10 protein-coding genes and 1 tRNA gene are annotated in these 12,530 nt (G+C 73.9%); 6 read left to right on the top strand and 5 right to left on the bottom strand.

What is annotated here, in order from left to right; translation table 11 throughout:
• Positions 1 to 12: 12 nt before the first annotated feature.
• Together mdlC and OOK41_RS28390 are read right to left on the bottom strand one after the other, a co-directional pair.
• Entirely contained in the window at positions 13 to 1,608 is a 1,596-nt protein-coding gene (mdlC, locus tag OOK41_RS28395) for a benzoylformate decarboxylase (RefSeq protein WP_266267336.1), read from the bottom strand.
• Positions 1,609 to 1,757: 149 nt separating this feature from the next.
• On the bottom strand, positions 1,758 to 2,561 hold the full coding sequence (locus OOK41_RS28390) for an S-methyl-5'-thioadenosine phosphorylase (RefSeq protein WP_266268025.1): 804 nt from the start codon (positions 2,559 to 2,561) through the stop codon (positions 1,758 to 1,760).
• 242 nt (positions 2,562 to 2,803) lie between these two features.
• Between OOK41_RS28390 and OOK41_RS28385 the strand changes: the two genes are divergently transcribed.
• Complete coding sequence (locus OOK41_RS28385) at positions 2,804 to 3,394, top strand: YqgE/AlgH family protein (protein ID WP_117666887.1); 591 nt, start codon at positions 2,804 to 2,806, stop codon at positions 3,392 to 3,394.
• 85 nt (positions 3,395 to 3,479) lie between these two features.
• A tRNA-Ala gene (locus OOK41_RS28380) sits at positions 3,480 to 3,552 on the top strand.
• Between the two features lie 598 nt (positions 3,553 to 4,150).
• Here OOK41_RS28380 and OOK41_RS28375 read toward each other — a convergent pair.
• From OOK41_RS28375 to mgrA, 3 genes are all read right to left on the bottom strand, one after another.
• The gene (locus tag OOK41_RS28375) at positions 4,151 to 5,272 is read right to left on the bottom strand and encodes a hypothetical protein (RefSeq protein WP_266267335.1); all 1,122 of its coding nucleotides are present in this window, start codon (positions 5,270 to 5,272) and stop codon (positions 4,151 to 4,153) included.
• Positions 5,269 to 5,757, bottom strand: coding sequence for a SigE family RNA polymerase sigma factor (locus OOK41_RS28370; protein ID WP_266267334.1), 489 nt, complete (start codon positions 5,755 to 5,757; stop codon positions 5,269 to 5,271). The genes OOK41_RS28375 and OOK41_RS28370 overlap by 4 nt, the downstream gene beginning before the upstream one ends.
• A 232-nt stretch (positions 5,758 to 5,989) precedes the next feature.
• A complete protein-coding gene (mgrA, locus tag OOK41_RS28365; RefSeq protein WP_266267333.1) occupies positions 5,990 to 6,979 on the bottom strand; it encodes an L-glyceraldehyde 3-phosphate reductase in 990 nt (329 codons plus the stop codon).
• Between the two features lie 149 nt (positions 6,980 to 7,128).
• Between mgrA and OOK41_RS28360 the strand changes: the two genes are divergently transcribed.
• The 4 genes from OOK41_RS28360 to OOK41_RS28345 all read left to right on the top strand — a co-directional run bounded on the left by OOK41_RS28360 (position 7,129) and on the right by OOK41_RS28345 (position 12,082).
• Entirely contained in the window at positions 7,129 to 8,097 is a 969-nt protein-coding gene (locus OOK41_RS28360; protein ID WP_266267332.1) for an aldo/keto reductase, read from the top strand.
• 7 nt (positions 8,098 to 8,104) lie between these two features.
• Complete coding sequence (locus OOK41_RS28355; protein WP_266267331.1) at positions 8,105 to 8,602, top strand: hemerythrin domain-containing protein; 498 nt, start codon at positions 8,105 to 8,107, stop codon at positions 8,600 to 8,602.
• Positions 8,603 to 8,680: 78 nt separating this feature from the next.
• The gene (locus OOK41_RS28350) at positions 8,681 to 10,126 is read left to right on the top strand and encodes a magnesium chelatase (RefSeq protein ID WP_266267330.1); all 1,446 of its coding nucleotides are present in this window, start codon (positions 8,681 to 8,683) and stop codon (positions 10,124 to 10,126) included.
• A gap of 3 nt (positions 10,127 to 10,129) precedes the next feature.
• On the top strand, positions 10,130 to 12,082 hold the full coding sequence (locus tag OOK41_RS28345) for a VWA domain-containing protein (RefSeq protein ID WP_266267329.1): 1,953 nt from the start codon (positions 10,130 to 10,132) through the stop codon (positions 12,080 to 12,082).
• The last annotated feature ends 448 nt before the right edge of the window (positions 12,083 to 12,530 follow it).

Below are 12,530 nucleotides of genomic sequence, written 5' to 3'. Positions count from 1 at the left end.
CCGGCCCGGTGCTCAGAGCAGCCGCGGCACGGTGGTGCTGATCGGCACGGGCAGCACGGTGGGCCGGTGCGCGGCGCGCGCCGCGCGCAGCGCGTCGCCCAACCGCTCGGGCTCCTCGACCACGGTGGCGGCGCAGCCGTAGCCCCGGGCCACCGCGCCGATGTCCAGGCCCGGCAGGTCGAGGCCGGGCACCCCGGGGGTGTGCTTCAGTTCGGCGAACGACTTGAGGATCGCGTACTGCTGGTTGACCGGGACCACGACGGTGAGCGGCAGGCGCAGCCGTGCGGCCGTCCACAGGGCCTGCACCGAGTAGTGGAACGAGCCGTCCCCGATCACGGCGACCACCGGGCGGTCCCGCCCGGTGTCCCGCTCGGCCAGCGCGATCCCGACGGCCGCGGGCAGCCCGAAACCGAGGCCGCCGCTGGCCATGGTGAAGTACGACGCGGGGCGGGTGACCGGTAGCCGGCGGCGCAGCGCGGCCAGGTTGGACGGTGACTCCTGCACCAGCACCCCGTCGGGTGGCCAGTGCCGGGCCAGGGCGGCGAAGAGGCCGTCCGGGCTCAGCGGCGGGCCCGGGTCGGGCGGCTCCGGGGCGGGCCGGGGCGGCGGGGGCGGGCGCTCGGCCGCCGGGATCAGGTCGACCAGGGCGGCCAGCGCCAGGCCCGGATCGCCGAGCAGGCTGTCCCCGACCGGGGCGCGGGCGGTCTCCTCCGGGTCGTCGGTGACGTGCAGCAGCCGGGTGCCGGCGGGCAGGTAGTCCCCGGGCACGTGCGGGTAGTACCGGAACACCGGCGCGCCGACCACCAGCACCGTGTCGTGCCCGCGCAGCGCCTCGGCCAGCGGCCCGATCGCGTACGGCAGCACGCCCCGGTAGTACGGGTGGTCCTCGGGGAACGCGGCCCGTTCCGGGGCCGGTGCGGACCAGACCGGGACGGCCAGCCGCTCGGCCAGCGCGACCGCCGCCGGCCATGCGCCGGCCCGGTCGACCGCCCCGCCCAGGACGAGCACCGGGGAGCGGCTGGCGGCCACCGTGGCGGCGAACTCCCGCAGCCGGGACGGGTCCGGGGCGTACCGGCTGGCCACGCTGCGCACCTCGGGCGCCCCGGACGCCGGCTGCTGCCAGTCGTCCAGCGGCAGGGAGAGGAAGACCGGCCCGGCCGGCGGCTGCACCGCCGTGGCGTACGCCCGCATGAACGCCGCCGGGATGTCCTGCGCGCGGGGCGGCTCGTAGCTCCACTTGACGTACGGCTGGGTCAGCTCGGCCGCCCGGGGGCTGGTCAGCCGGGGCTCGATCAGCAGCATCTCCCGGGTCTGCTGGCCGGCGGTGACGATCAGCGGTGTCTTGTTGTGCCAGGCGGTGACCAGGTTGCCCATGCCGTTTCCGGTGCCCGGGGCGGTGTGCAGGTTGACGTGCGCGGGGCGGCCGGTGGCCTGGGCGTACCCGTCGGCCATCCCGACCGCGGACGCCTCGTGCAGGGCGTGCACGTAGCGGAAGTCGGCGGGGAAGTCCTGCAGGAACGGCTCCTCGGTGGAGCCGGGGTTGCCGAAGACGGTGGTCAGGCCCAGCGCCCGGAGCAGGTCGTACGTCGTCTCGCGGACCGTTGCCATCGGTGGGCCTCCGTGTCGCGGCGCGGGCTGCCTCCTCGCCGGAGACGACGCGGCGATCGGGCCCCCGACCTGCCGAATCTATCTGGAACAGGCTCACCTATCGGGCGATTCGCCCCAGTCCGCAGTGATCGCCGTCACGTCGGCCCGCGTCAGGGGAGCGCGAAGGGCAGCTTGATCCCGTCCAGCGCCCGCCCGCACGGGCAGTTTCGTGCGGCCGGCAGGGCGGCGACCGCGTCCAGCAGCACCCCGCGCAGCCGGTCGGTGTTCTCGCCGAAGACCCGGAAGACCTCCTCCTGGGTCACCGACTCGCCGCCCTCCACCCCCGCGTCCAGGTCGGTGACCAGGGCGATCGGGGTGTAACAGAGGGCCAGTTCCCGGGCCAGCACCGCCTCCGGGTGACCGGTCATGTTGACCACCGCCCCGCCGATCGCGGTGAACCAGCGCGACTCCGCCCGGGTGGAGAACCGGGGCCCCTCCACCACCACCATCGTGCCGCCGTCGACCGCCGACACCCCCCGACCGGCCGCCGCGTCGAGCAGCGTCCGGCGGCCCACCGGGCAGTACGGGTCGGCGAAGGTGACGTGCACCGCGCCCCGGTCGTAGTACGTCTGGACCCGGCCGTTGGTGCGGTCGACGAGTTGGTCCGGCACCACGAAGCTGCCCGGTCCCAGCTCGGGGCGCAGCCCGCCGACCGCGCACGGGGCGAGCACCTGGCGTACCCCGAGCGACCGCAGCGCCCACAGGTTCGCCCGGTACGGGATCAGGTGCGGCGGGTGCCGGTGGTCGCGCCCGTGGCGGGGCAGGAACGCCACCCGCCGGCCGCCCACCTCGGCGACCGTCACCGCGTCCGACGGCTCCCCGTACGGCGTCTCGACCCGGTGCTCGGTGGCGCCCTCCAGGAGGGCGTAGAGCCCCGAGCCGCCGATCACCGCGATGTCCGCCGTCGACCCCATCGTCGCCCCCTCCGGTCCCAGTCGATCACCCACCGGTCAGACCTTAGCCACCGCCCCGACCGCAAGCTATGGTGCCAGGCATGGCGTTGACAGCACGGATGAGCGCGGAGTCCCGTGCCGATCGGGTGTGGCCGGCCAGTTCCCCGGTCGGCCCCGGCGTCGGTGCCGTCCGGGCCGGGCGCGGTGCCTGTCTCCGGGGCGACGCCCCCCGTCCCCCGGCGCGTGGCTGACGGATGTCCGACATGCAGGGAGAAGACCAGGCGATCGGCGGGCGTGCGATGGAGTCGATGACCGGACGGCTGCTGGTCGCGACCCCGACGCTCAAGGACCCGAACTTCGACCGGACGGTGGTGCTGCTCGTCGCGCACGAGCCGGGCGGGGCGCTGGGCGTGGTGCTCAACCGGGCCACCGAGGTCCCGGTCGCCGACGTCCTCGGCGACTGGAGCGCCCTGGCCCGGGACCCGGCGGTGCTGTTCGAGGGCGGGCCGGTGCAGCCCGACTCGGCGATCTGCCTGGCCCGGATGCGCAACCCGGTCAAGCGGCTGCGCGGCTTCCACCAGGTCTCCGGCGCCGTCGGCACGATCGACCTCTCCGCCGACCCGGAGCGGATGCGGGAGAGCATCGGCAGCATCCGGGTCTTCGCCGGCTACTCCGGCTGGGGGGCGGGCCAACTGGAGCAGGAGATCGAGGACGGCTCCTGGTTCGTCCTCGACGCGCTGCCCGGGGACGCCTTCGTCGACCGCCCGGACGACCTGTGGCCGATGGTGCTGCGCCGGCAGGGCGGGATGATGGCGGCGGTCGCCCACTTCCCGCCGGACGTCGCGCTGAACTGACCCGCGAGTGGGGCCCGCGAGATGACCATGACGGCCGGCGTGTGTATAGTTCTCTCCGTGCCCGGGCAACCGGGAGCGAAGACAAGGGGCCGTGGCGCAGCTGGTAGCGCACCACACTGGCAGTGTGGGGGTCAGGGGTTCGAGTCCCCTCGGCTCCACCTTGAAGCAAATGATCAAGGGCTTGTTCGCCAATCACGGCGAGCAAGCCCTTGATCATTTGACCCTCATTTGACCCCGGGCGGGACCCATGACCCGGCACGGCCAATCATGTGATGGCCGCCACTCCCCATGTCGTGCGGGGATGTTCACCGACCGTTCCGGTCCGCTGTTCGTCCGGCGTACCGGCGACTGGCGGGTGCACTACACCGAGTTCGACCGCAGTGGCAGGGGGTCGATACCCCGCAGCCTTTGCGGGCGCTGCCGACGCTGTTCCTGCTCAGCATTCTGACCGTGCTGGTGTTCGGACCCGACCCCGCCCGAGGCCGCCCCTGGTGTCCCGCCGACTCACCACCACCGCACCCGACCGGCCGCGAACCGCGGGACCGGTGGTACGTCGGCCTGCTCATCGGGATAGCGACATCGATCGCGGCGAGCGTCGGGCCCAGCGACCGGATTAGCGCGTTCGACCCATATATCGACGCCCGGCACCGATGGCGTTCGCGCCGCCCCGGGTCCGCCCTCCGACCGGCCCGGGGCTTGCCCGGTGGGCGCCCGGTCGGAGGGCCGATGCCCCTCATCGGTGCGTAACGGGCCGGCTCATCCCATCCAGCGGATGCCCTCGGCGATCCGGAGCAACTCGCCCGTCGGCGGCGCCGAGGGCACGGTCGGAAGAATGGGCTCGGGCTTGTTCAACTTGCCCGTCGGCGGCGCCGAGGGCGCGGTCGGAAGAACCGGCTCGGGCCCGTTCAAAAACACGGACAACCGGCCGCCGTGGAAGCCGTCGACGATTACCATTCTGCCCCGGTTCACCAGGTACGTCGGCAGGCCCTGCACATCCCGGTCCGCGCGCTCGCCCAGTTCTCTCCCCGTCGGCTCCGACCCTGCCGGGTCCCAACGGATCGAGTACCCGACGCCGTAGTCGATCGTGGGCCGGTCGGTGGGGATCCCATCCTCGGTTGCTCCCTGGGCCGGCTTCCGGTCGAGCACCCGGCCGGAGCCCTCCCGGTAGATGAGGCCGGACGCGGTGCCGCCGAGGGCCGCCACGAAGCGCTGCCCTCGCGGCAGGTAGGTCGGCGCGAACGGGACGCGCACCGTCCCGGCCACGGTCTCGCCGATGCCCTCGGCGATCCGCTTCGCCGTCTCGCCCAGCTTCTCCGTACGCGGACCGCCGGGCTGTCCGACGCCGTACTCGAAGTTGACCCAGCGGCCCGAGGGAAGCGGGAACAGCACGAGGGCACGGGTGTCCCGGACCGCCATCCTGCCGGTGCGGCCGTTGACCACCATCGGCTCCCAGCCCTTCCTGGACAGGGGAGGCTGCCACCCGGAGTAGTCCACGTCGACCCGTAGGTAGGGGCCGCCATCTATCGGGTAGAGCACGCCCTGGTCACCCGGCCCACACGTTCGCGACGGCGCGGACAACCCCGTCGGCAGCCAGCCGAAGCTCAGCCGGCACGGCTGCGGCTGGACGGGCCCGGCGGCTGCGGCGGCGTCGACCCGGTCGGTCGCCGGCGTCGCCCCGACCGGCGGGATCGGAAGCCGTTGGACCAGGAACCCGCCGCCGGCCAGCACCAGTACGGCCGCGCCGGCCGCTCCCGCCACCGCGAACCGCCGACGGCGGCGGCTCCGCCGCACCCCGGCCCGGATACCGGCCAGAACCTCCGTGGGGTCTGGAGAGTGGCGCTCCCCCTCGGCCAGCGCCCGGTTCAGTCGAGTACTCATCGGCTCTCCTCCAGTTCGAGTTCCAATCTGAGGGCGGCGAACGCGCGGGCCCGGTAGACCCGTACCGATCCGACGGCACACTGGAGGACCTCGGCGATCTCCGGGTCGGAAAGGTCCTCGTAGTAGCGCAGCACCAGCACCGCCCGCTGCCGTTCCGGCAGCGCGGCGAGCCGGGCCCACAGGTCGTCGCGCTCGGCGTGCCCGACGGCGTGGTCGGGGCCGTGTTCGACCGGGGCCCGCCGGGCCTCGAACAGGGCTGCCCGTCGGGCCTTCCGCCGGTGCCAGGACAGGTACTCGGTGAGCACCATCCGGCGCAGGTAGAGGTCCGGCCGGTCCATCCGGCTGATCCGGCCCCAGCGGGCGTGCGCGCGGATCAGCGCGTCCTGCACCACGTCCTGAGCCAGGTCCCGATCCCCGGCCAGCACCGCCGCGTACCGCAGCAGGGCCGGCAACCGGGCACCGATCACCTCGTCGAAGCTCTCCATCCGTCCACCTCCGGTGGGGAAACGTCACGAGGCGTGCGGGAGGTGACACCGGTGGCGGTCGAACCTCTTCACTACATCGCTTCAGGGCCGGGGCTTACGACCGGGGACTACCCGGTCAGCGCCGCCCGAGTGGAACCCGGTGCCGGAGGAGGGTTACGACCTCGCCGTACTGAAGGCGTTCTTTCGCGGGTTGCCATCGTGGACATCCACTGACGAGGTCATGTGGTGCGGCTCAGTCGAGGTGGCCGTCGATCTCGGCCAGTTCCTCGGCGGTGAAGTCGAGGTTGTCCAGCGCCGCCACGTTCGCCTCCAACTGGGGGACGCTGCTCGCGCCGATGATCAGGCTGGTCATTCGCGGGTCGCGCAGCGCCCAGGCGAGCGCAAGCTGGGCCAGCGACTGGCCGCGCCGCTCGGCGATCGCGCCGAGCGCCCGGACGGTGGTCATCTTCTTCTCGTCGAGGTCGCTCTCGTTGAGGAAGACGCTGGTGCGCACCCGGGAGTCGGCGGGGATGCCGCCCAGGTAGCGGTCGGTGAGCAGGCCCTGGGCGAGCGGGCTGTACGCGATGCAGCCCGCGCCGACCCGCTCCAGCGTGTCCAGCAGGCCGTCGTCCTCCGTCCAGCGATTGAGCATCGAGTACGACGGCTGGTTGATCAGCAGCGGCGTGCCCAGCTCGCGCAGGATCGCGGCGGCCCGCTCGGTCTGCTCCGAGTCGTAGTTGGAGACGCCCACGTAGAGCGCCTTGCCGGAGCGGACGATCGCGTCGAGCGCGCCCATCGTCTCCTCCAGCGGGGTGTCCGGGTCGAACCGGTGCGAGTAGAAGACGTCGACGTACTCCAGCCCGAGGCGGCGCAGCGACTGGTCCAGCGAGGAGACCAGGTACTTGCGGGAGCCCCACTCGCCGTACGGGCCGGGCCACATCAGGTATCCGGCCTTGCTGGAGACGACCAGCTCGTCCCGGTACGCCCTGAGGTCGGTGGCGAGCAGCCGGCCGAAGTTCTCCTCGGCGGCGCCCGGCGGCGGGCCGTAGTTGTTGGCCAGATCGAAGTGGGTGACCCCGAGGTCGAAGGCGCGGCGGACGATGTCCCGCTGCCGCTCGAACGGTCGGTCCGGGCCGAAGTTGTGCCACAGCCCGAGCGAGACGGCGGGCAGCCGCAGCCCGCTGCGCCCGGCGCGCCGGTAGGGCATGGACTGGTAGCGCTCGTCGGCGGCAAGGTAGGTCACGCCACCGACCCTATCGCCGCCCCGCGCCCGGGAGGCTCGCGCCCGCAGGAGGGTCGTCGGCGCGAACCTCCTGGCCGGCGGCGAGGAAGGGTGACTTTCTGTGTGGAATGTGCTGATAAGGTGCCCCTCCTTTCGCGTAGTTTCGGGGGATGCGCTTCGTCCAGCTCGGCACTCCCAAGCCCATCTCCAAGATCGGCCTCGGCACCTGGCAGTTCGGCTCGAAGGAGTGGGGCTACGGGCCCGACTACGAGCGCCGGGCCGCCGACATCGTCCGGCGGGCGCTGGACCTCGGGGTCACCCTGTTCGACACCGCCGAGGTGTACGGCTTCGGCCGCAGCGAGCGGATCCTCGGCGCGGCTCTCGGCGACGACCGGGACAGGGTCGTGGTGGCCAGCAAGGTCTTCCCGCTGCTGCCGGTCGCCCCGGTGGTGCAGCAGCGGGCGGTCGCCTCGGCGGCCCGGCTCGGCGTCCGGAGCATCGACCTGTACCAGGTGCACCAGGCCAATCCGGTGGTCGCCGACACCACCACCATGCGGGGCATGCGGGCGTTGCAGGACGTCGGCCTGGTCGCCGAGGTCGGGGTGAGCAACTACAACCTGCGCCGCTGGCGGTTCGCCGAGGCCGCGCTCGGCCGGCGGGTGCTCAGCAACCAGGTCCGCTACAGCATGGTCGACCGCAGGCCCGAGGAGGACCTGCTGCCGTACGCGAAGCAGGCCGGCCGGATCGTCATCGCGTACAGCCCGCTCGCCCAGGGCTTCCTGTCCGGCCGGTACGACGCGCGGAACCCCCCGGGCGGGGCGGTGCGCCGGGCCAACCCGTACTTCCTGCCGGAGAACCTGGAGCGCGGCGCCGCGCTGATCGGCGCGCTGCGCGAGGTGGCCGACGCGCACGACGCCACGCCCAGCCAGATCGCCCTGGCCTACCTGCTGCGCCACCCCAACGTGGTGGCCATCCCCGGAGCGTCGAGCGTGGAACAGGTGGAGCGCAACGCCGCCGCCGCCGAGATCGACCTAACCGACGACGAGTACGCGGCGCTGGCCGCCGCCGCCCGCGCCTTCCGCCCGGTCACCGGCCTCGCGGCGGTGCCGAAGCTGATCCGCGCCCGGGCGGGGCGGTGAGCCGGCCGTGGACGACGTCACCGCGCTGATCCTCGACGACCATGCCGCCTTCCGACGCGGCTTCGCCCGGCTCGACGACACCCGGGACCCCGCGGAACTGCTGGCGATCTGGGACGCGCTCGCCCTGCACCTGGACATCCACGCCGAGGCCGAGGAGGCGATCCTCTACCCGCACCTGGTCCGGCACGGCGACGACGGCGAGGACGAGACCGTCGACGCCATTGGCGACCACAACAAGATCCGCGACGCGGTCGCCGAGTCGCGGCGGCACCCGGTCGGCTCGGACGAGTGGTGGGCGGCGGTGTGGACGGCCCGCCGGGAGAACAGCGAGCACCTCGCCGAGGAGGAGGACGGGGCGCTGCCGGACTTCCGCCGGCACACCGGCGTCGAGCTGCGCGCCGAGTTGGGCGCCCGCTGGCTGACCTTCTACGGCCAGCACCCCAACGGCCGCAACCTGCGCTTCGCCGACAAGGACCCGCACGGGTACGTCGACGACCACCGCTGAACGCACCCGTCGCCGGTGGGCTGCCCCGTCCGGGTGACGGGGCGGGTCGGCGGGCCGTGCCGCGCTAGCCTTGGTCGGGTGACTGAGCCCAACCAGGTTCTCCCGGTCCCGCCCGCCGACCTGCCCGCCACCCTGGGCGAGCTGCGGGCCGCCGGGCACCGACACCGCACGGTCAAGCAGGAACTCCGAGACAACCTCCTCGCCCGGATGCGCACCGGCGGGGACCGCTTCCCCGGAATCGTCGGGTACGACGAAACGGTACTGCCCGAGGTCGAGCGGGCGCTGCTCGCCGGCCACGACATGGTGCTGCTCGGCGAACGCGGCCAGGGCAAGACCCGGCTGATCCGCTCGCTGGCGGCGTTGCTCGACGAGTGGACCCCCGTCATCGCCGGCTCGGTGCTCAACGAGCACCCGATGCGCCCGCTCACCCCCGCCTCCCGCGCCCTGGCCGAGTCCGCCGGCGACGACCTGCCGGTCGCCTGGCTGCACCGCTCGCTGCGCTACGGCGAGAAGCTCGCCACCCCGGACACCAGCGTCGGCGACCTGATCGGCGACGTGGACCCGATCCGAATCGCCCAGGGCCGCACCCTCGGCGACCCGGAGACGATCCACTTCGGGCTGGTGCCCCGCACCAACCGAGGCATCTTCGCCATCAACGAGCTGCCCGACCTGGCCGAACGGATCCAGGTGGCGCTGCTCAACGTGTTGGAGGAGCGGGACATCCAGATCCGGGGCTACCAGCTACGGCTGCCGCTGGACCTGTTCCTGGTGGCCAGCGCCAACCCGGAGGACTACACCAACCGGGGCCGGATCATCACCCCGCTCCGGGACCGGTTCGGCGCCGAGGTCCACACCCACTACCCGCTGGAGCTGGAACTGGAGTTGGCGCTGATCCGGCAGGAGGCCGACCCGGTCGGCGAGGTGCCGGAGCACGTGCTGGAGGTGCTCGCCCGGTTCGCCCGCGCAGTCCGCGAGTCGCCGTCGGTCGACCAGCGCTCCGGCGTCTCCGCCCGGTTCGCCATCGCCGCCGCCGAGACGGTGGCCGCCGCCGCGCTGCGCCGCTCCGGCCTGCTCGCCGCCGGCTCCGATCAGGCGTCCGAGGCGCCGGTGGCCCGGATCGGCGACGCCGTGTCGGTGACCTCGACGCTGCGCGGCAAGGTCGAGTTCGAGAGCGGCGAGGAGGGGCGGGAGATCGAGGTCCTGGAACATCTGCTGTGTACCGCCACCGACGACACGTTCCGGGCCCGGCTGGCCGGGTTGGACCTGTCCGGCTTTACCGCGCTGGTGGACGACGGCCGGGTGGTCGAGACCGGCGAGCTGGTCTCCTCGGCCGAGCTGCTGCGTCAGGTCGGCACCGTGCCGGGGCTGGCCAAGGCCCTCGACCGGCTCGGGATGGGCGACGCGCCGACCCCGGAGCAGGCGGCGGCCGGCATCGAGTTCGTCCTGGAGGGGCTGCACCTGGCCCGCCGGCTCGGCAAGGACGTCACCGACAGCGGGCGCACCGTCTACGGCAGCCGGGGCTGAGCCGTGGCCGGCAACCGGTTCCGGTACGGGCAGTGGCGCGGCGGGCCCGACCCGCTCGCCCCGCCGTACGACGTGCGGGCCGCCGTCGACGCGGTCGGCGCGGAGGTGCTGGCCGGCGGCAGCCTGCGCGAGGCACTGCGCGACCTGCTGCGGCGCGGCCTCCACGGCCGAAACGGCCTGGACGACCTGGCCGCCCGGGCCCGGCGGCTGCGCCGGGAGGCGCTGCGCCGGGGCGACCTGGACGGCGCGGTGACCCGGGCCCGGGCGCTGCTCGACCAGGCCCTCGCCGCCGAGCGGGACGAGCTGCGCGGGCGCACCGACGAGGCGGCGCGGTTCGCCGAGGCGGTGCTGGACAACCTGCCCCGATCCACCGCCCGCGCCGTGCAGGAGTTGTCCGGGTACGAGTGGGCCAGTGCCGAGGCCCGGCAGGCGTACCAGCAGATCCTCGACGGGCTGCGCGGCGACGTGCTGGAGCAGCGCTTCGTCGGGCTGCGGGACGCGACGCGGGCCGCCGCCGACCCGGCCGTACAGCGGCAGCTCGCCGAGATGATGCGCGACCTGAACGACCTGCTGGCCCGGCACGCCCGGTCGGAGGACACCACCGACGCGTTCGCCGAGTTCATGCGGCGGCACGGCGAGTTCTTCCCGGAGCGGCCGAAGGACGTCGACGAGCTGGTCGACGTGCTGGCCCGGCGCGCGGCGGTGGGCGAACGGCTGATGCGGTCCCTGTCGGACCGGCAGCGCGAGGAACTGGCCGGCCTGATGCGCCAGTCCCTCGGTGGCCGGCTGGCCGGCGAGCTGGCGGCGCTGGACGCGAACCTGCGGGCGCTGCGCCCCGACCTGAACTGGAACCGGGGCGAACGGGTCCGCGGCGAGCAGCCGCTCGGGTACGGCGAGGCGGCCGACGCGCTCGGCGAGATCGCCGAGCTGGACGAGCTGCTGGACGCCCTCGACCAGGACCAGCCCGGGGCCACCCTGGACGACGTGGACGTCGACGCGGTGTCCCGGACCCTGGGCCGGGACGCCGCCGACGGCGTGCGCCGGCTGCGGGAGCTGGAGCGGGAGCTGCGCCGGCAGGGCTGGGTGACCCGGGACTCCGACGGGCTGACGCTGAGCCCGAAGGCGCTGCGCCGGCTCGCAGGCACCGCCCTGCGCCGGGTCTTCGCGGACCTGACCGCCGGGCCGCGCGGCCAGCACGACCTGCGCTCGGCGGGCGCGGCCGGCGAGGTCAGCGGGGCGTCGCGGCCATGGGAGTACGGCGACGAGCAGCCGCTCGACGTGGTGCGCACCCTGAGCCGGGCGGTCCGCCGGGCCGGGCCGGCCGTGCCCGTGCAGCTCGCGCCCGCGGACTTCGAGGTGGTGGAGACCGAGCGCCGGGCGTCGGCGGCGGTGGCGCTCTGCGTGGACCTGTCGTACTCGATGATCTCGCAGGGGCGGTGGGGGCCGATGAAGCAGACGGCGCTGGCGCTGTCCCACCTAATGGCGACCCGGTTCCCGCAGGACGCGTTGCAGATCGTCGGCTTCGGCCGGGAGGCCGCGCCGCTCACCCGGGCGGAGTTGGCGGCGGTGGAGCCGGACCTCCAGCAGGGCACGAACCTCCAGCACGCGCTGCGGCTGGCCGGCCGGCACCTGCGCCGCCATCCAGGCGCGGAGCCGGTGGTCCTGGTGGTCACCGACGGCGAGCCGACCGCCCACCTCGACCCCGACGACGGTGTGGCGTACTTCAACTGGCCGCCGCTGCCGGCGACGATCGAGGCGACGATTCGCGAGGTGGACCGGCTGACCCGGGCTGGGGCCACGCTCAACCTGTTCATGCTCGGCGACGACCCGGGCCTGTGCCGCTTCGTCGACGCGGTGGCCCGCCGCTCCCGGGGCCGGATGTTCACCCCGGACCTCGACGACCTCGGCGAGTACGTGGTCAGCGACTACCTCCGCGCCCGCCGGGGTCGCCGCTGACGCCGACCTCCGGGGCGGCAGGACCACCCGGCAGGACCACCCGGCAGGGCCACCCGACAGGGCCACCCGGCAGGACCACCCGGCAGGGGCCATCCGACAGGGCCACCCCGCGCCCGGCGGTCGCCCTACCAGGGTGCCGAGGGACCAGGCCCCGCCGGCGATCAGCACCAGCGGGCGGCGCAGGTGACCTCGTGGGTCCTTTGGAGCTGATGTCGCAGACGACTCACGGCCCTGCCGCACCAGCCCGGTCCTTCCCCCGTCCCGTGCGCCCGGTGTCGCGCCTTGTCTCGGGTGTCCGGTGTCGCGCCTTGTCTCGCGTGCCCGGGTGTCGTGCCTCGTCCCGCGTGTCCGGTGTCGCGGTCACGGCACACGCGTCCGGTGTCGCGCCGCGCCTTGTCCCGCGTGTCCGGTGTCGCGGTCACGGCACGCGCGTCCGGTGCCGCGTCTC

Source organism: Micromonospora sp. NBC_01655 (assembly GCF_026339755.1).
GTDB lineage: Bacteria > Actinomycetota > Actinomycetes > Mycobacteriales > Micromonosporaceae > Micromonospora.
This window is presented reverse-complemented; position numbering and strand designations above follow the sequence as displayed.

What these genes read in the sequence shown, in the direction of transcription:
- mdlC (WP_266267336.1), bottom strand. Translation starts at nt 1,608, where the DNA reads ATGGCAACGGTCCGCGAGACGACGTACGACCTGCTCCGGGCGCTGGGC.
- OOK41_RS28390 (WP_266268025.1), bottom strand. Translation starts at nt 2,561, where the DNA reads ATGGGGTCGACGGCGGACATCGCGGTGATCGGCGGCTCGGGGCTCTAC.
- OOK41_RS28385 (WP_117666887.1), top strand. Translation starts at nt 2,804, where the DNA reads ATGCAGGGAGAAGACCAGGCGATCGGCGGGCGTGCGATGGAGTCGATG.
- OOK41_RS28375 (WP_266267335.1), bottom strand. Translation starts at nt 5,272, where the DNA reads ATGAGTACTCGACTGAACCGGGCGCTGGCCGAGGGGGAGCGCCACTCT.
- OOK41_RS28370 (WP_266267334.1), bottom strand. Translation starts at nt 5,757, where the DNA reads ATGGAGAGCTTCGACGAGGTGATCGGTGCCCGGTTGCCGGCCCTGCTG.
- OOK41_RS28360 (WP_266267332.1), top strand. Translation starts at nt 7,129, where the DNA reads ATGCGCTTCGTCCAGCTCGGCACTCCCAAGCCCATCTCCAAGATCGGC.